Annotated in this window: 17 protein-coding genes; 12 read left to right on the forward strand and 5 right to left on the reverse strand. The window is 59.0% G+C overall.

Annotated elements, in window-relative coordinates:
- Positions 1-3: 3 nt before the first annotated feature.
- Entirely contained in the window at positions 4-735 is a 732-nt protein-coding gene (gene trmJ / locus BLT77_RS03450; protein ID WP_090362075.1) for a tRNA (cytosine(32)/uridine(32)-2'-O)-methyltransferase TrmJ, read from the reverse strand.
- Positions 736-894: 159 nt separating this feature from the next.
- On the opposite strand from trmJ, the gene suhB reads away from it, so the two are divergent.
- The 4 genes from suhB (at position 895) to arsJ (ending at position 4,602) form a co-directional block, all read left to right on the forward strand.
- The gene (gene suhB, locus BLT77_RS03455; protein WP_090362081.1) at positions 895-1,698 is read left to right on the forward strand and encodes an inositol-1-monophosphatase; all 804 of its coding nucleotides are present in this window, start codon (positions 895-897) and stop codon (positions 1,696-1,698) included.
- 342 nt (positions 1,699-2,040) lie between these two features.
- Positions 2,041-2,385: a metalloregulator ArsR/SmtB family transcription factor gene (locus BLT77_RS03460; RefSeq protein ID WP_090362084.1), complete on the forward strand. Its 345-nt coding sequence runs from the start codon at positions 2,041-2,043 to the stop codon at positions 2,383-2,385.
- A gap of 13 nt (positions 2,386-2,398) precedes the next feature.
- Positions 2,399-3,403: an ArsJ-associated glyceraldehyde-3-phosphate dehydrogenase gene (locus tag BLT77_RS03465; RefSeq protein WP_090362088.1), complete on the forward strand. Its 1,005-nt coding sequence runs from the start codon at positions 2,399-2,401 to the stop codon at positions 3,401-3,403.
- On the forward strand, positions 3,403-4,602 hold the full coding sequence (gene arsJ, locus BLT77_RS03470) for an organoarsenical effux MFS transporter ArsJ (protein ID WP_090362094.1): 1,200 nt from the start codon (positions 3,403-3,405) through the stop codon (positions 4,600-4,602). Before BLT77_RS03465 ends, arsJ begins: the two co-directional genes overlap by 1 nt.
- Here arsJ and BLT77_RS03475 read toward each other — a convergent pair.
- Positions 4,599-5,384: a hypothetical protein gene (locus BLT77_RS03475; RefSeq protein ID WP_143026546.1), complete on the reverse strand. Its 786-nt coding sequence runs from the start codon at positions 5,382-5,384 to the stop codon at positions 4,599-4,601. The two genes, arsJ and BLT77_RS03475, sit on opposite strands and share 4 nt — an antisense overlap.
- A gap of 169 nt (positions 5,385-5,553) precedes the next feature.
- On the opposite strand from BLT77_RS03475, the gene BLT77_RS03480 reads away from it, so the two are divergent.
- Complete coding sequence (locus tag BLT77_RS03480) at positions 5,554-5,964, forward strand: phosphate-starvation-inducible protein PsiE (RefSeq protein ID WP_090362103.1); 411 nt, start codon at positions 5,554-5,556, stop codon at positions 5,962-5,964.
- Positions 5,965-6,008: 44 nt separating this feature from the next.
- On the opposite strand, the gene BLT77_RS03485 is transcribed toward BLT77_RS03480, so the two are convergent.
- Positions 6,009-6,251: a YecH family metal-binding protein gene (locus BLT77_RS03485; protein WP_090362107.1), complete on the reverse strand. Its 243-nt coding sequence runs from the start codon at positions 6,249-6,251 to the stop codon at positions 6,009-6,011.
- A 110-nt stretch (positions 6,252-6,361) separates the two neighbouring features.
- Between BLT77_RS03485 and BLT77_RS03490 the strand changes: the two genes are divergently transcribed.
- The 5 genes from BLT77_RS03490 to rluA all read left to right on the forward strand — a co-directional run bounded on the left by BLT77_RS03490 (position 6,362) and on the right by rluA (position 11,585).
- Positions 6,362-8,041 carry a LytS/YhcK type 5TM receptor domain-containing protein gene (locus BLT77_RS03490; protein WP_090362657.1) on the forward strand — a complete coding sequence of 560 codons (1,680 nt, stop codon included), beginning with the start codon at positions 6,362-6,364 and terminating at the stop codon, positions 8,039-8,041.
- The gene (gene btsR, locus BLT77_RS03495) at positions 8,034-8,747 is read left to right on the forward strand and encodes a two-component system response regulator BtsR (RefSeq protein ID WP_090362110.1); all 714 of its coding nucleotides are present in this window, start codon (positions 8,034-8,036) and stop codon (positions 8,745-8,747) included. The genes BLT77_RS03490 and btsR overlap by 8 nt, the downstream gene beginning before the upstream one ends.
- Before the next feature lie 90 nt (positions 8,748-8,837).
- The gene (locus tag BLT77_RS03500) at positions 8,838-9,131 is read left to right on the forward strand and encodes an integration host factor subunit alpha (protein ID WP_090362115.1); all 294 of its coding nucleotides are present in this window, start codon (positions 8,838-8,840) and stop codon (positions 9,129-9,131) included.
- Positions 9,132-9,326: 195 nt separating this feature from the next.
- Entirely contained in the window at positions 9,327-10,775 is a 1,449-nt protein-coding gene (locus BLT77_RS03505) for a carbon starvation CstA family protein (RefSeq protein WP_090362661.1), read from the forward strand.
- Between the two features lie 150 nt (positions 10,776-10,925).
- Positions 10,926-11,585: a bifunctional tRNA pseudouridine(32) synthase/23S rRNA pseudouridine(746) synthase RluA gene (rluA, locus tag BLT77_RS03510; protein ID WP_090362119.1), complete on the forward strand. Its 660-nt coding sequence runs from the start codon at positions 10,926-10,928 to the stop codon at positions 11,583-11,585.
- A 2-nt stretch (positions 11,586-11,587) separates the two neighbouring features.
- Here the strand turns inward: rluA and asnA are convergent, their stop codons facing one another.
- The gene (asnA, locus tag BLT77_RS03515) at positions 11,588-12,565 is read right to left on the reverse strand and encodes an aspartate--ammonia ligase (RefSeq protein WP_090362123.1); all 978 of its coding nucleotides are present in this window, start codon (positions 12,563-12,565) and stop codon (positions 11,588-11,590) included.
- 154 nt (positions 12,566-12,719) lie between these two features.
- Here asnA and asnC point away from each other — a divergent pair, with 154 nt between their 5' ends.
- Positions 12,720-13,181 (forward strand): transcriptional regulator AsnC, encoded by a 462-nt coding sequence (asnC, locus tag BLT77_RS03520; protein WP_090362127.1) that lies wholly within the window; start codon positions 12,720-12,722, stop codon positions 13,179-13,181.
- Positions 13,182-13,357: 176 nt separating this feature from the next.
- The gene (locus BLT77_RS20580) at positions 13,358-17,287 is read left to right on the forward strand and encodes a S8 family serine peptidase (RefSeq protein ID WP_090362131.1); all 3,930 of its coding nucleotides are present in this window, start codon (positions 13,358-13,360) and stop codon (positions 17,285-17,287) included.
- 81 nt (positions 17,288-17,368) lie between these two features.
- Here BLT77_RS20580 and lysC read toward each other — a convergent pair whose 3' ends face one another.
- Positions 17,369-18,739 (reverse strand): lysine-sensitive aspartokinase 3, encoded by a 1,371-nt coding sequence (gene lysC, locus BLT77_RS03530; protein ID WP_090362136.1) that lies wholly within the window; start codon positions 18,737-18,739, stop codon positions 17,369-17,371.
- Positions 18,740-18,757 lie beyond the last annotated feature (18 nt).

Raw genomic sequence — 18,757 nt, forward strand, 5'->3', positions numbered from 1 at the left:
GCATTACTCTTTCTCGGTTGACTGACGGGTCTTATCTATAGATGTGAGGATGCCTCGCAGAATATTCAACTCCTGCGCCTCGGGTCGGCACCGATTAAACAAGCGCCGGAGTTTGGCCATCACCTGCCCGGGGTGATTAGCCTTGATAAAACCGGTGCCGGTCAACGAGGACTCCAGGTGGCGGTAAAACCCCTCCAACTGCTCGCCGTTCGGGTACTCCAACGACTCCTGCTGCGGCGTTTCAGCCAGACTCAGATGCTTCATTCGAATCTCGTAACACACTAACTGCACAGCCTGCGCCAGGTTCAGACTGCTGTATTCCGGGTTGGCGGGAATACAGACATGGAAATGGCACAACTGCAACTCCTCGTTGGAGAGACCGTGATTTTCCCGGCCAAACACCAGCGCCACCGGCCCGGTCTGCGCTTCCACGGCCAGCTTTTCGCCCGCCTGGCGAGCATCCAGCAACGGCCAGTCCAGCCCTCGACGTCGTGCCGAGGTGCCGATCACCAGGGCGCAGTCGGCGGTGGCCTGCTCCAGGGTATCCACTGTAGTGAGGTTTTGCAGGACGTCGGTGGCCCCGGCAGCCAGCGCCACGGACTTTCCATCGGGCTCGACCCTGGGTGCCACCAGCACCAACTGAGACAACCCCATAGTCTTCATGGCCCGTGCAGCCGAGCCGATATTGCCCGGGTGGGAGGTGCCCACCAGAACGATGCGGATATTTTCGAGCATCCGATTGATAACTTAGATAAACAAAAGAGACGAATATGCTAACACAGCGGACTGTTCAGCCTTAGAACGAATTCCTGCTTTTATATACATTTCAACTCTGGTAAAATCCGCGCCCCAAACCATACTGGTTTCCGTTCTTTTACATTCAGGGGTATCGATATGCATCCGATGCTAAACATCGCCGTACGCGCAGCGCGTGCCGGCGGCAAGGTCATTGCTCACGCCTTTGCCGAGCAAGACAAGATTGAAGCAGAAATGAAAGGCGAAAACGATTTCGTGACCAACGTAGATCGTGACGCAGAAGCGGCCATCATCGCCACCATTCACAAATCCTACCCACACCACACCGTCATCGGTGAAGAGTGCGGTACGGTTCGTGGTGATCATGATGAGTTTCAATGGATTATCGATCCCCTGGATGGCACCACCAACTTCGTCAAAGGCATTCCGCACTTTGCCGTCTCCATCGCCCTGCAGATCAAAGGCCGCATCGAGCATGCCGTGGTCTTCGATCCGATCCGCAATGAACTGTTCAGCGCCTCCCGTGGCGCCGGCGCTCAGTTGAATGGCTATCGCATCCGTACCAGTGCTGCCCGCAGCCTGCGTGGCACCGTGATCGAAACCGGCTTCCCGTTCAAGGCTCGCCAGCATACTGAAAGCTACATGAACATCTTTGCCGATGTGTTTGCCGAAGTCGCCGATCTGCGTCGTGCCGGCTCTGCCGCTCTGGATCTGGCCTATGTGGCCGCCGGCCGTGCCGACGGCTTCTTCGAAATCGGCCTTAAGCCCTGGGACATCGCCGCCGGCGACCTGTTGGTAAAAGAAGCCGGCGGTCTGGTCAGCGACTTTACCGGTGGCCACGGCTACATGAAGAGTGGCAACATCGTTGCCGGCGCTCCCAAGGTCACCGCTGGCCTGCTGAGCACCATGCGCCCTCACTTGAATGAGGCGCTGAAACGCTAACGCGTGTTCGGAACCAGAGAAATGGGAGCTTAGGCTCCTATTTTTTTACCTTTTCCCCGTCAAATCGCGACTGCACCTTCACATTTTTTGTTTTTTTATTCACTTATATCAGCAACTTATAATAAAAGTTCAGCAAACCATTCTGAGGCATAACCCACAAAGATGAAAATTAACTGCACAGATGAGAACGAATTACATCCACTCGGTATTGTGATTTCGATTCACCCGTGGCAGTAATGGCAGGCTGATGTTCATCTATGACATTTTTATCACAATGTCAGATTTACTATTGCATTATCATTCAACCCAACTAATATACGCATATCCGAATACGAGGTACCCGTGGACCCACACCAATTTTTTAAACTGCTGAGCGATGAAACCCGCTTACGCTGCGTACTGCTCCTGGCCCGCCAGGGTGAGTTGTGCGTCTGCGAACTGGTTGCCGCGACGGAGGAGAGTCAACCCAAGATCTCCCGTCACCTGGCTACCCTACGCAGCAACGGTCTGCTGAAAGATCGTCGTCAGGGGCAGTGGGTGTTTTATTCCGTCTGCCAGGATCACCCGGGCTGGCTCAGGAACATCGTCGATGCACTGGGGAACTCAAGCTGCCTGGCAGAAACCTATCAAGCCGACGTACAACGATTGAAACAGATGGGTGAACGACCGGAGCGATGCTGCTCCTAACCATAGAGAGACAATGATGATCCGAATTGGCATAAACGGGTTTGGCCGCATGGGCCGACTGACACTGCGCACCGCACTGCAACGCCGGATGCCGGTACAAATCGTGCACGTCAATGATCCTGCCGCTGACGCCGCCACCATGGCGCACCTGCTGGAATTTGACTCAGTACACGGCCACTGGGACGCCCAGATTCAGGCCTCGGATCACACCATCACCGCACAGGGGCAAACCTTCAGCTACAGCAGCCACAGTGCCATCGAAGATGTCGACTGGTCCGGCTGTGATCTGGTAATTGAAGCCAGTGGCAAGTTTAAAACTCGGGACCAGCTGGATCGCTACCTGGCCCAGGGCGTCAAGCGGGTGGTAGTGACCGCACCGGTGAAAGACCCGACGGTGCTGAATGTGGTGGTGGGCGTCAACGACCAACTGTTCGACCCTCAGGTACACTCCATCGTCACCGCCGCCTCCTGCACCACCAATTGCCTGGCGCCTGTGGTCAAGGTGATTCATGAGCAACTGGGTATCGAGCGTGGCAGCATCACCACCATCCACGACATCACCAACACCCAGTCCATTCTGGATCAGCCGCATAAGGATCTGCGCCGGGCCCGGGCCAGTGGTCAAAACCTGATCCCCACCACCACAGGCTCCGCCAAGGCAATTACCCAGATTTTCCCTGAGCTGACCGGCAAACTGAATGGCCACGCCATTCGGGTGCCCCTGGCCAACGCTTCAATCACTGATTGCGTGTTTGAGGTCACCCGTGACACAGATGCCGATGAGGTCAATGCCCTGCTAAAACAGGCCGCCGAAGGCGAACTGGCTGGCGTACTGGGCTTTGAAACCCGCCCCCTGGTCTCCGTCGACTACAAAACCGATGCCCGCTCCAGCATCGTCGACGCCCCCTCCACCATGGTGGTCGACAATCGCATGGTGAAGATCTACGCCTGGTACGACAATGAATGGGGCTATGTGAACCGCACCATCGAACTGGTGGTTAAGGTGGGCCAGGCCTGATGCCAGCCGCAGTGCGGCAGTACCTGTTGATCACTGCCAACTACTGGGCCTTTACCCTCACCGACGGTGCCTTGCGCATGCTGGTGGTGCTGTACTTCTATCAATTGGGGTACACCGGTTTTGCCCTGGCATCGCTATTTCTGTTCTACGAAATTTTTGGCATCGTCACCAACCTGGCTGGTGGTTATCTGGGGGCTCGCCTAGGGCTGAACCGCACCATGCAGATTGGTATGGTGCTGCAGGTCGGTGCCCTGGGGATGCTGGCCGTCCCCGAGCCACAACTGAGCCTGCTGTGGGTAATGGCAGCCCAGGGGCTCTCCGGCATCGCTAAAGATCTCAACAAGATGAGTGCCAAGAGTGGCGTCAAAATTCTGCTGCCCCAGCAGCAGGGGCGACTGTACCACTACGTCGCCCTGCTGACCGGATCCAAGAACGCCCTCAAGGGAGTCGGTTTCTTCCTGGGCGGGCTGCTGCTGTCGCTGCTGGGATTCCAGCACGCGGTGCTGGCCATGGCCATCGCGCTGCTGCTGGTGATGCTCCTCACTCAGATGGGCCTGACCCAGGAACTGGGCAGGAGCAAAGCCAAACCCAAATTCAGCCAGCTGTTTGCCAACAGCCGCGCCATCAATGTGCTCTCCGCCGCCCGGCTGTTTCTGTTTGGCGCCCGGGATGTCTGGTTTGTCATCGCCCTGCCGGTGTTTATGGCGGCGGAGCTGGACTGGAGCCAGCGCAGTATTGGCGCCTTTATGGCGGTGTGGATTATCGGCTACGGCGTGATTCAGGGTGTAGCGCCGCGGCTGACCGGCCGTCCCGCCGGGGCGCGGAGGCCTTGTCTGAGCTGGCTGGCCCCGCTGGCCCTATCACCGCTGCTGATCGTTCTGGGCCTGACTCAGCACTGGCCAGTGGCCGAGACCGTGGTGGCCGGACTGCTGCTGTTTGGGGCCCTGTTTGCCATCAACAGCTCCCTGCACTCCTACCTGATTCTGGCCCTGAGCCGCGAGGAGGGAGTGTCGCTGGACGTGGGGTTCTACTACATGGCCAATGCCAGCGGACGTCTGCTGGGCACCCTGCTCTCCGGCGCCCTGTATCAACTGGGCGGACTGCTTCCCTGCCTGCTGGTATCCAGCCTGATGCTGATCCTGGCCTGGCTCATCAGCCTGATGTTGCCAGCCACCCTACCCGGCGGGCGCAACGCCTAACCACCGCCGCCTCGGCGACGGCGTTGCCATTTCAGGTACAACCACAGATAGGCGGTGGCGGCGGCGAAGGACACCAGGGTACCCCAGCCGACCCCCAGCGCCGGGTAGCTCACCGACACACTCAATCCGTACACGATCAGGCTACCGACTCCAAAGGGATAGTGCTTGGCCAACACCATCACCGGACGGTTGCCATAAGCCAACTGCAACAGCAGCATCAACGGGAACAGGGTCACCGGAAACGCCGCCATCACCCCGGCCAGGCTCTGAGGTAACCAGTGCGCCAGTGCGGTGATACCGATGACGATCACCGCCGCCAGCAGCGCCCGGCCCCAGATCATCATCGGTCCCGGCTTGACCGCCACAAACTCCGGCTCTGCCACGTTGCGAGTGGCTCGAATCGACAGCAGGGCCACCGCCGTCGCCACCAGGGCACCGGCGGCCCCCAGTGGCGGCAGACTCTGAGCCAGCAGTGCCAGCACCACCAGGGCCAGCACCGCCACCCCCATCGGCCGCCAGCTTTTCGGCTCACAGCCGGTGGCGGTCAGGGTGTACACCAGGCAGTAACCGGTGGTGGCCGCCAGCCCCAGCAAACCGTACAGGGCGGCATCCGCGGCGTAGTCGGCGCCGTGTTCGATGCCATAAAAGAACAGCACAATCGCGGTTCCCAAGGGGTAACCGGACAGCACACCGGCCAGCCTGGGACCGGTGCGTTCGGCGATCCACGCCAACCCCACCACAGCCACCACGGCAGCGATTATTTTTGCTATTAACAACATCATCTTAACGTCTACTTCTGAATGAACGGGCGGGCTGGAAAGGCGCCTAGCATAGCAGCTAGGAGGAGGATGCCAAACCCCAGCCGTGAGACAGATCACATTGATTGGCATGGAGATTTATTTATGGAAGGATACACTGTAGGGAACGCACTTAATCTGGGACCGACCCACCATGCATCAGCTTTATAAACGCTTCGGCCTGCCCACCATCAGCCTGTTTGAACACGCTATCCTGATCATCATCACCATCGCCACCCTGGTGGCCATCGGTCAGGAGATCGTCACCATGATCAACAATCGCCACGTGGCCCTGGCGGATCTGCTGCTGCTGTTCATCTATCTGGAGGTACTGGCCATGGTGGCCGGCTACGCCGCCGAAGGCCACCTACCGGTTCGCATGCCGATCTACATCGCCATCGTCGCCCTGGCCCGCTATCTGATTCTCGATATGAAAGCGATGGATGACTGGCGGGTACTCACGGCCTCGGCCTCGGCGCTGATGCTGGCCGCCACCGTAGTGGTGATAAAGTTTGGCCAAACCTACTTCAGTGGTGAGAACAACGAATCCCGAGCGCCCAAATAGCAAAAAGGAGGCTCACGCCTCCTTTTTTATTGCTGCAGCCCGCCTTAGTGGCTGCACATGTTGCCACGGTTCAGGGCGTAGCCTTCACCCTCGGTGGCAATCTTCTCCATCTTTACAAAGAAAGTCAGAATCTGTTCAATACTTTGATCTGACAGGCGGCAGGTATGAAAACGAGCCTCGGCACCGAACTGGTTGACGGCCAGATCTTCGATCTGAGGCAGGGTTAACGGCTTATCCTGTTCGCCAATAAGGTTGAGAAGTTCGTGTGCATGGATAGACTCGGTCATGTGGATTCTCCTAAATTTTAAGATTCATATTATATACACCTTTGCCAAATGAACTTTGATCTAACCCCAATTTCGATGCAATTGAGACAAGCATGATTTCACTGGAAGCACTGGAACTGATCCTCAACCTGACGCAGCAGATGTCGCTGTATCTGGTGATCGCCTACATTTTTACCAAAACCCCGGTGTTTCGCCCTCTGGTCACTCTGTCCCACCGGTTGCCGCACCGATTGATGCTGTACGTAGTATTCAGTTGCTTCTGCATTCTTGGTACCTACTTCGGTGAACAGACCAATGGCGCCATCGCCAATACCCGAGCCATGGGAGCGGTGCTTGCCGGCCTGCTGGGCGGGCCGCTCACCGGTTTCGCGGTAGGCCTGACCGGCGGACTGCACCGGTACAGCCTCGGCGGTTTCACCGATCTGGCCTGTGCCATCTCCACCACTTGCGAAGGCTTGTCCGCCGGACTGGTGCACGCCTACCTGATTCGGCGCGGCAGAATGAGCCAGCTGTTCCGTCCCGGCCTGGTGGCCATGGTGGCGTTCTGGGCCGAGGTGATGCAGATGCTGATCATCCTGATGGTGGCCCGTCCGCTGCCCGAGGCCTGGGCCCTGGTCAAGATCATCGCTCCGCCGATGCTACTGGTGAACACCGTCGGTGCCGCCATGTTCATGAGCATGCTCAGGGATCAGCGGGCCATGGTGGAGAAGATGTCGTCAGCCTTCTCCACCAAGGCGTTGAAGATCGCCGAACGCACCGTCGGCATCCTCAGTCAGGGGTTCAACCCCTCCAGCACCAAACAGGTGGCCCGCATCATCTACGAAGAGACCCAGGTTGGCGCCGTCGCCATCACCGACCGTCACAAGTTGCTGGCCTTCATCGGCATCGGCTCCGATCACCACCTGCCCGACACGCCCATCTCCTCCTCCATTACCGAGGAGGCGATTCGCCATAATCAGGTGATGTTTGCCGACGGTCTGGAGCTCAAATACACCTGTTCCCTGTCCCGCAACTGTCCCCTGGGCTCCAGCCTGGTGATTCCGCTGCGGGGGGAGAACGAGGTCATCGGCACCATTAAGCTGTACGAGGCCAAGAATAAGCTGTTTCTCAACATCAACCGCACCCTGGGAGAGGGGATCGCCAAACTGCTGTCCAACCAGATTCTGCACGGCCGCTACCAGCACCAGAGCAACCTGCTCACCCAGGCGGAACTGAAACTGCTGCAGGCCCAGGTCAACCCCCACTTCCTGTTCAACGCCCTCAACACCGTGGCCGCCGTAACCCGCAATGACGCCAACCGAGCCCGGGAGCTGATTCAGAACCTGGCCACCTTCCTTAGGGGCAACCTCAAGCGTGGCACCGGCGAGGTCAGTCTCAGTGACGAACTGGAGCACATCGACGCCTATCTGGAGATTGAGCAGGCCCGCTTTGGCGATCGTCTCAGCGTGACCCGAGACATCGATCAGCAGGCACTGCACCTGAAGCTGCCCACCTTTACCCTGCAGCCGCTGGTGGAAAATGCGGTCAAACACGGCATCGCCCACCTGTTTGAGCCGGGCCGAATCCGCCTCAGCGCCCGCATTGATCAGCAGCAGCTGCTGCTGACCGTAGAGGACAACGCCGGCGCTTATCAGCCCAAACCGGAAGGCGACGGCCTGGGCATGAGCCTGGTGGATAAACGCATCAAGGCCCAGTATGGGCGCCCGTTTGGCATCAGTGTCGAATGCCAGCCCCAGCAATTCACCAGGGTGACGGTCACCCTGCCAGCCGTGGACGCACTCGATGATTAAAACCCTGTTGATTGACGACGAACCCCTGGCCCGGGAAGAACTTGCCAGCCTGCTGGCCCCCTTTGACGACATCGTCATCGCCGCCCAGTGCAGCAACGCCATCGAGGGCATTGCCGCCATTCATAAGCACAAGCCGGATCTGGTGTTTCTGGACATCGCCATGCCGCGAATCTCCGGCATGGAGATGCTGGCGATGCTGGATCCGGACACTCAGCCCAAGGTGGTGTTCGTCACCGCCTACGACGAATACGCCGTCAAGGCCTTTGAGAATAACGCCTTTGACTATCTGCTTAAGCCCATTGAAGTGCCGCGGCTGGCGACCTGCATCGAGCGCATCCGTAAGGCCCACACCCCTCAGGATCTCAGTGCCATCACGCCCCAGGCTCTGTCTCTGGTGCCCTGCTATTCAGGCAACGTCCTCAAGGTCCTGAAGGTGGATGATGTGGAGTACGCTTACTCGGATCTGGGCGGCGTGCACGTGGCCACCGACGCCGAGGTGATCCACACCCAACTGACCCTCAAGGTGCTGGAAAGCCGAACGCCACTGCTGCGCTGCCACCGCCAGTACCTGATCAACCCCGCCGCCATTGCCGAGATCGAGGTACAGGATGGTGGTAACGCGGAAATCATCACCCGCGGCGGTCAAACCCTGCCGGTGAGCCGCCGTTACCTGAAGGCGCTGAAACAGACCCTCGGATTTTATTAATTGTGATTTATTAGGCACCTTTGCGATCCAGTCACTACACTTATCTTACTTTTACGATGATAAAACTGACTGGCAACTGAGGTGTCTGGTATGTCCCTAACCAAATCCGAGCTGACACAGAATTTGATCACCACGTTAAACCTATCCACTAACGACGCCAAGAATCTGGTAGACGCCTTTTTCGAAGAGATTCGCCAGTCTCTGGAAAACGGGGTCGAAGTGAAACTCAGTGGCTTTGGCGTGTTTCACCTGAGAGACAAGAGCCCTCGTCCGGGCCGCAACCCCAAGACCGGTGAGGAACACGAAATTTCCGGCCGACGAGTGGTGACCTTCGCCGCCGGTGGCAAGCTCAAGGGACGTGTGGCAACCCTCAAGCCAGAGTAACCTTCAGGGCCACTTCCCGGGACGGATCTGGCCCTTGAACTCGATCACAGTTTCATTACAACTCAGTAAAGTCGATTTCCGGTCAGCGGCAATATCGACCGCTTACCTCCCCAGATGACCGCTGACCCAATCCAACCACATTCGCGAAACCCAATTCATTAAAATGGTCCCACACTCATAGAGGGGATGATTGAGATGACTTGGTTCTTACTTGCAGTAGGCCTGCTGATTGGCGGCTACTTTATCTACGGGGCATTTGTCGAAAAGGTGTTTGGCATCAACACCAACCGCAAAACGCCCGCACTGACCCAAACCGACGGCGTCGACTATGTACCGATGTCGGAAAAGAAGGTTTACCTGATTCAACTATTGAACATCGCCGGTGTTGGCCCGATCTTCGGTCCCATTCTCGGTGCCATGTACGGCCCGGCCGCCATGGTGTGGATTGTCATCGGCTGTGTGTTTGCCGGTGCGGTGCACGACTATTTCTCCGGCATGCTGTCGGTCCGCAACGGCGGAGCTTCGGTGCCCAACCTGGCCGGCCGCTATCTGGGTAAAAACGCCAAACACTTCATGAACATCTTCGCCATCATTCTGCTGGTGCTGGTGGGTGTGGTGTTTGTATCGGCACCCGCGGGTCTGATGGTTAAACTCAGCGGCTGGGACAAAACCATGCTGCTGGCCATCATCTTCGGTTACTACCTGATCGCTACCCTGGTACCGGTGGACAAGATCATCGGTCGACTCTACCCGCTGTTTGGTGCCCTGCTGGTATTCATGTCCGTAGGACTGACCGTGGCGCTGATGTTCTCCTCCGAGCACAGCATGCTGCCCGGCGTAACCGCCACCGATATCCTGACCAACCTGAACCCCGCGGACAAGCCGATTTGGCCAGCCCTGTTCATTACCATCGCCTGTGGTGCCATCTCCGGCTTCCACGCCACTCAGTCACCACTGATGGCCCGCTGCATGGAAAATGAAAAGAACGGCCGTTTCGTCTTCTACGGCGCCATGATTGGTGAAGGCGTCATCGCCCTGATCTGGTGTGCTCTGGCCCTGTCGTTCTTCCACGGCGTTGAAGGCCTGCAAGCGGCCCTGGCCGATGGTGGTCCGTCCAACGTGGTGTTTGAAGCCTCTACCGGCCTGCTGGGTGCTCTGGGTGGCGTGCTGGCTATCCTGGGTGTAGTGGTCCTGCCCATCACCTCAGGCGATACCGCTTTCCGCTCTGCCCGCTTGATTCTGGCCGAGTTCTTCAAGCTGCCTCAGGCGCAACTGCCTAAGCGACTGCTGATTGCCATTCCACTGTTCGCCATCGGTGCCATCCTGACTCAGGTGGACTTCGGAGTTATCTGGCGCTACTTTGGCTTTGCCAACCAGACCACCGCCGTGATGATGCTGTGGACCGCTGCGGCCTACCTGGCCCGTGCCGACCGCCTGCACTGGATCTGCACCATTCCGGCCACCTTTATGACCACCGTGGTGATCACCTTTATCCTCAACAACGCCACTCTGGGATTCGGCCTGCCGATGACCGTTTCCACCGCCGCCGGCGTGGTTGCCGCCCTGGTTATTGCCGCCCTGGTGGTCAATGTGATTGGCAAGAAACCGCTGCCAGCGGACATCGAAACACTGGAATCCGCGTAATCACCACCGGATAACCCACCGACATCAGGGCCCTTCGGGGCCCTTTTTTGATCCCGTCCCAAACGACACTACCATCACGGCGGCATCCCCCTTGCCTGACGATGCACAACTGGGTATGGTGAGCGCCCGCAAAGGCAACGAGCACTGACGATGGCTGTACTGGACTACCACCCCCCAACCGATCCCTTCCTTGTCATCCTGCATCAGGATCACGACATTGTGGTCGTCAACAAGCCCAGTGGCCTGCTGTCTGTGCCGGGCCGCGATCCGGCCCACAAAGACAGCGTCTACACCCGGGTGCTGAGTCGCTTCCCTGAGGCCCACGTGGTGCATCGCCTGGATATGGCCACCTCCGGGGTGATGGTGCTGGCGCTGAACAAGGCGGCGGAGCGGGAGCTTAACCGCCAGTTTCGCGAGCGGGAAACCGGCAAGACTTACTACGCCCGAGTCTGGGGTCATCCCGGGCAGGAGAGCGGTGAAGTGGATCTGCCGCTGATCTGTGACTGGCCGAACCGGCCGATGCAAAAGGTGTGTCATGAGCAGGGCAAGCCGTCGCAGACCCGCTACCGGGTGCTCAGCCACGACGAGTACAGCAGCCTGATGGAGCTGACCCCCATTACCGGCCGCTCACATCAACTGCGGGTGCACATGCTGGCCCTGGGCCACGTGATTGTCGGAGATGGTCTCTATGCCCAAGGCCCGGCTCTGAAGGCCGCAGAGCGGCTGTTGCTGCACGCCCACAGCCTGAGCTTTCAACATCCGGCCACCGGCGCCGCCATGACGGTCGAAGCGCCGATGCCCTTTGCCTGAGGTTACAGGCGGCTGGGGCACTCCTGCTGCCAGACGCCGCATTGCACCTGGCCGATGTGGCTCAGGCCCAGCATAAACATCGCCAGTCGGGACTGGCCAATGCCGCCGCCGATGGTTTGTGGCAACTCACCGCCCAGCAGCTGCTGGTGCCACGGCTGCTGCAGCTGCTGCGACTGGCCGGCCATCTGCATCTGACGGGTCAGCGCCTCGGCATCGACCCGAATCCCCATGGAGGAGAGCTCGAACGCATCCTCCAGAATCGGGTTCCACACCAGAATATCGCCGTTGAGGCCCTGACCAAACTCCGACAGCGTTGACCAGTCGTCGTAGTCCGGCGCTCGGCAGTCGTGGGGCTGACCGTCGCCCAGATCGCCGCCGATCCCCATCAGAAACACCGCACCGTGTTCACGGCAAATCCGTTTCTCCCGCTCTTTGGCGGACAGATCCGGATAGGCTTCCCGCAGCGCCTCGGAATGGATAAAGGTGATGGTCTCAGGCAGCGACACCGGCAATTCGTAACGGGCGGCAACCGCCTGCTCGGTGGCTTTGAGGGCGGCATAGATCAACTCAACCCGCTGGTGCAACCCCACGGCACTGCGCTCCTCTGCCGGCAGCACCTGCTCCCAGTCCCACTGATCCACAAACACCGAGTGTTTCGGCCCCAGGGTATCCTCATCGGGACGCAGCGCCTTCATCTGTGCCACCACCCCTTCACCGGCATCGAAGCCGAAGCGCCCCAGCATGGCGCGCTTCCATTTCGCCAGTGAGTGAACCACCTCGAACGATCGCTCCGGCAGCGCCTTGACCCGCACCTGAACCGCCTTTTCATGGCCGGACAGGCCGTCCTGAAGACCACTGCCCACTTCGGACAGCAGCGGTGCCTGCACTTCCAGCAGATTGAGGCGTTGGCACAGCTCCTGGCTAAAGGTGTCTTTCACAAATCGAATCTGTTGCTGTGCTTCAATAAAACTGCGCTTCATTTGATAATTCCTCAATCCAAAATCGTTCTGGTAGAGGATTTTTCAACAAACCCGGGCATCAATTCAATATTCAACAACAAATAAAGCTGCTACCATTTTGATTCGATAATTTTATTGCCGATTTTTGGCGAATCATCAATAGGGCGACCATAAAGTGACCGAAGACTACCGAATCGATAATCTGGATAAAACCATCCTCACCGCCCTGCAGGCCGATGCCCGCACCCCCTATGCCGAATTGGCCAAACGCAACGGCGTCAGCCCGGGCACCATCCATGTGCGCATCGAAAAAATGAAGCAGGCGGGCATCATCACCTCCGCCCAGGTGATCGTCGACCCCAAAAAACTGGGCTACCAGGTATGCTGCTTTATCGGCATCAACCTCAAAGCCGCCGGAGACTACCCCGAAGTACTGAAGAAGCTTCAGGCCTTGCCGGAAGTGGTTGAGGCCTACTACACCACCGGCCACTACAGCATCTTCACCAAAATCCTCACCCACAACATCGATGCCCTGCACCATCTGCTGGTTCATCAAATTCAGTCCATTGAGCAAATTCAGTCAACTGAAACGCTGTTATCCCTGCAACAACCGATACATCGCCAGATAAATCCATGAAAGAAAGCATTATTCACCAGCTTTGGTTAGCCAGGAAGTTGAATACCCCTCACTCTGCGGTAGCGGTTAAGTTAATGTCGTGTTAAAACGTCGTGACACCACTGGTGCAGTGGCTAGAACAAGCTGCAGGAAGCAGTCGCAGTTTGAACAACAGCGTAATTCAGGGATTAAGAATAATGAAAACACGTATCGCCCTAGCGGTGAGCAGCTTGCTGATGGCAAGCCCGGCTCTTACTGCGGCTGACATTTCAGCCAAAGGCATTCAACTCGAGACTCAAGGTACCCAATATCAGGCCCCCGCGGTGCGCGAATACAATCAGGACACCACTCCCCGGTTCCTGGTGAAACTGCAAGACGCGCCCATCGCAGCCTATCAAGGCGGCGTAAAGGGGTTTGCCTCCACTCAGGCAGCCCGCACTGCCGACAACAAATTGAACTTTGCCAGCAGCCAGGTACAGAGCTACGCCAGCCATCTAAAGCAGCAACGCCAGAGCTTTGCCCACCGTGCCGCCGGCATCGGGGCTAAGGTCGAAACCCAGTTTGATACCCTGTTCAACGGCGTCAGCGTTGCCGGTAAAGGCCTGACCAAAGAGCAGCTGGAGGCCTTACCTGGCGTCGCGGCGGTGTATGAACACGCCCTGTATCATGTGCAGATGGACGCCTCTCGTCCTCTGATCCACGCTCCAGAAGCCTGGGAACTGGTGGGCGGCATGGCCGAAGCCGGTAAAGGCATCAAGGTCGCCATCATCGATTCAGGTATCCGTCCCGAGCATCCGATGTTCTCCGGAGAAGGCTTTACTGCCCCTGACAGCGCCATGCTGCCGGACGACGATTACTGTGCCAGCGTCGACGAGAGCTTCTGTAACAACAAACTGATCGTCGCCCGTTACTCCACCCCAACCTTTGCGGTTGCCCCGGATGAGCACCTGAGCCCGCTGGGTTACGGCGGTCACGGTACCCACGTTGCCGGTACTGCGGTAGGTAACTCCATCATGGCCACCTACAACGGCATTGAAAGCGAAATCTCCGGTGTGGCCCCCGGCGCCTACCTGATGGCCTATAAGGCCCTGTATGCTCCGGCCGACGACATCCATGGTGGCTCCGGTTCCAACATCATGTTGCTGGAAGCACTGGAGATGGCCGTGAAAGACGGCGCCGACGTCATCAACAACTCCTGGGGCGGCAGCGCCGGTGCCGATCCGGCCTTCAGCCCTTATGTTGACGCCTTTACCAACGCCGAAGCCGCCGGGGTGGTCATCGCCACCTCCGCCGGTAACTCCGGTTCTGGTGCCCAGACTGTCGGTTGCCCAGGCTGCATTGAAGCCGGTATTACCGTCGCCAACACCACTCACGGACGCTTCTTCGCCAAACCGGTTGCCATTGGCAGCCTCAGCGATCTGGTGGCCATCGAAGGCACCGGTCAGGCGCGCCTGGAAGATCTTGATGCGGATCTGACCGCGCCTGCCGCCGCCGCCATGGACGTCGACGCCGACAACTTTGAAGGGTGCGCACCGTTCGCCGCCGACAGCTTCAAGGGCAAAATCGCCGTCATCAGCCGTGGTGCGTGCGCCTTTGCTGACAAAGCCACCAACGCCGCCGATGCCGGTGCCACCGGTATGGTGGTACACAACAACCGTGCCGGTCAGCCTATCACCATGTCCATGGACAATGGCACCATCCCTTCAGTGATGATTGATCAGGCCGACGGCGCCAAGGTACTAACCGAGATCACCGCCGCCGGCGAGGCTGGTATCGATATGACCATCGGTATGACCACCTCGTCTCTGACCAACATGATGTACGCCGACAACGTGGCTGGCACCTCTTCAAGGGGACCTAACGGCGATGCCAGCTTCCTGAAGCCGGATCTGGCCGCACCGGGCACCGACATCCTGTCCGCCTGGTCCAAAGACGATCCGGGCAGCGACGGCGCCACCTTTGCCGCCATCAGCGGTACCTCCATGGCCAGCCCCCACGTTGCCGGTGCCGCCGCACTGATGAAGCAGGCGCACCCTGAGTGGTCTGCCATCGACATCAAGACTGCCCTGACCTCCTCCACCGAGGACAGCGGTCTCAAGAAAGAGGACGCCGACACGCCGGCGGATGCTTTCGATGTAGGTGCTGGTCGAATGGAAGTGGCCGATGCCATCTCCGCCACCGTCACCTTCGACAAAGCCTCACTGGTGAGCCCGGCGTGCCTGAAAGAATGCAGCTTCGAACTGACCGTTAACGATAAGCGCGATGCCTCTGACACTTCAGAAAAGAGCTATGCCTTTACCGGCATGCTGGAAGGGGCCGACATCAGTTTCGACCAGGACAGCCTGTCTCTGGCCGGGGGCGCGTCTGGCAAAGTGATGATCACCGTCGACAGCCTGATGCTGGCCTCGGACGACTGGCACTTTGGTCAGGTTCAGGTCAATGGCGACCAGGCCCACCTGCCGCTGGTGGTTTACGCCAACAGCGCCAGTGGTAACAACATCGCCGTCGCTGCCACCTCCACCACCGTGGATCAGGCCGTAGAGGTGAGCACTCACTATGAGAACCAGGGCTTCGACGCCGATGACTTCGTCACCGTCCGTGCCACCATCCCGGCCGGCACCAAGATGGTTGCCGGATCCGCGAAGGTCGACACCAACGAAGCCACTCAAACCGGTTTCGACGTCAACGAAGACAACGGCAGCGTGGCCTGGACCGGTCGCCTCAAGGAGAGCAGCGCCGAACTGAACCACACCACCGGCAGCTTTGGCTTTGGCCTGAAGGCCAACGGCGTGGCGCCGGGCTGTGACGACGGCTGTGATGAAGTGGCCATCAATCTGAACCTGGCGGCCGTCGGCCTGCCTGGCTTCAAGTACCTGGGTCAGGAATACACCTCCATCACCATGTCCGATAACGGTATGGCCATTGCCGGCGGTGGTTCCACCAGCGGCACCTGGAACAACCGTGAACTGCCGGACAGCGCTCAGCCCAACAACATCCTGGCGCCATTCTGGACCGACATGGACCTGAATGATGGTACCGCCGGCGATACCGGTGGCGGTAACATGTACTACACCGTAGTCGGTGACGACACCACCGACTGGCTGGTTCTAGAGTGGGCCGACGCCCAGGTCTATAACGACAACTCCGGCAACAGCTATACCTTCCAGATCTGGCTGCAACTGGGCGAAACCGAAGGCGTGCACTTCGAGTACGCCAAGGTGGATGCACTGCCTGAAAACCTGACTGTGGGTATCGAGGACATCTCCGGCTCCAAGGGCGTAACCCTGTACCACAACGGTACTGGTGATGCCGTCGCCGCCGGTGATCTGATTGAAGTGTTCGGTAACCCAGCCGGTTCCGTCGACTTCGCCTTCGACCTGATGATCACAGAATCCGACGCGGCTATGGACGATGCCATCACGGTTGATGAAGACAGCAGCGTTGACTTCAGCGTGACCGACAACGATACCGCAACCGAGACCAAGGTACTGAATCTGAGCGCCAGTGCCGGCGGCCTGGTTCAGGAAGCGATCCACCAGTTCCAGGTGGCCAGCTCCTCTGACCTTAAGGCCACTGTGACTGAGCAGCCTGAAAACGGCACGGTCACCATGAAGGAAGACGGCAGCTTCAGCTATGCGCCGAACGCCGACTTTGTGGGTGCCGACAGCTTCAGCTACAGCCTGATGGACGGCGATACCGCGTCCGGCGAGGCCACCGTGGCCATCACCGTTGACAACGTCAATGACGCACCGACCATTACCGCCTCCAACACCGTCAGCGGTGCCGAGGGTTCCGCCTTCAGCGTGGCCCTGTCCGAGTTCGCCACCGACATCGACGGCGATACCCTGACCTGGACTGTCACCCAGACCGGTGGTACCGATGTGGAGTTCGAGGTGAATGGTCAGGTACTGTCCATGACCCTGCCTGCCGATGCCTCCGGCAGCGCGCTGACCTTCGCCATCGCCGCCAGCGATGCCGAAGAGACCACCGACAGCGCCCTGCTGACGGTAAACATCACCGATCCAACAGTAGTGAGCACCGGTGGGTCTTCCGACTCCAGTAGCCTGGGCTTCCTGGCGCTGGCCCTGTCCGGTCTGGCCTTCGCCCGTCGCCGCAAGGCGGCCTAAGGCAATACGCTTGACCTGAAAAAGGGGAGCCTGATGGCTCCCCTTTCTTTTGCACGCTCGGCCGTGGCGACCCCGCACCTGTTACTTCGTCAATAGCCGCCGATGCAACCGCTGCACGATGCTCTCCGCCTCATTGCCATCCACCAGGAAGCACAGATTGTGGGCACTGGCGCCCTGGCAGAACATCCGCACATTGCTGTCCTCCATCGCTTCCAGAACCCGAATTCCGATTCCGGAGGTCTTGGCGATGTGGTTACCAATCACCGCCACCAACGCCAGATCCTGCTCCACTTCCACTCGGCACAGCGGCGCCAATTCATCCAGTAACGCCTGCGACACCAGCGACCGGCCGCTGGAATCGGATCCAGTTTGATCCAGCGTCAGTGCCACCGATACCTCTGAGGTGGTGATCAGATCCACTGAGATGCGGTGACGGGCCAAAATGGCAAACAACTCTGCCAGGAACCCCTGGGCATGCAGCATGTTGAGGCTGTGGGCCGTCAACAGGGTCTGGTGCCGCCGTAGGCTCAGCGCCCTGAACACCGGCTGGGAACCGCACTCGGAGCGAATCCAGGTACCGCCTTTCTCCGGCGCATAGGTGCTGCCGACAAACACCTGGCAGCCGCCACGCACCGCCGGCAAAATGGTGGCCGGGTGGAGGATTTTAGAGCCGAAAGTCGCCATCTCCGCCGCCTCATTGAAACTCAACTCGGCGATGGGGCGAGCATCGGCGACCACCCGCGGATCGCAGCTGTAGATGCCATCGACGTCGGTCCAGATCGCCAGCACCCGCGCCCGCAGAGACTGTGCCAGCAGCGCCGCACTGTAGTCGGAGCCGCCCCGGCCCAGGGTGGTGACCCGCCCCTGTTCATCGGCACCGATAAAGCCCTGAGTCACCACCACCTGAGCGGCCAGCGCTGGCACCAGGTGCTGATCGCACAGACTCTCCAGCTGCGCCAACTGCGGCGAAGCCCGGCCAAAATGATCGTCGGTACGCATCACCTGGCAGACATCGAAGTTGCCAGCGGCAATGCCGCGCTGGTTCAACAGCTCCGTCAACAACAGGGTCGAACACCGCTCTCCCAGCGACAATAACTGATCCGCCAGTGCCGGCTCACCATCACCGGCGGCGATGCGCCCGCTCAGGCTGGCCATCAAGGCCAGCAGGGCATCCAGCTCGGCCGCCACCTGGCTGCGGTTCTCAAGCCGATCCAGCATGGCGTATTCAATGGCGGCAATGTCGTGCAGCAGCGCCTGACGGCGGGCCAGATCCACCTGCCCCGCCGACAACTCCACCAGCCGGTTGGTGACGCCGGCGGCGGCGCTCACCACTACCAGCCTGACCGTAGGATCCGCCTCGATGATGTCGACGCAGCGATTGATGGCCTCAAAGTTGGCCACTGAGGTGCCGCCGAACTTGGCGACCGTAAGAGATGTGTTCTGATTATTCATGACTTCGAACCTTCAATT

This window comes from Ferrimonas sediminum, assembly GCF_900100175.1.
Taxonomy (GTDB): domain Bacteria; phylum Pseudomonadota; class Gammaproteobacteria; order Enterobacterales; family Shewanellaceae; genus Ferrimonas; species Ferrimonas sediminum.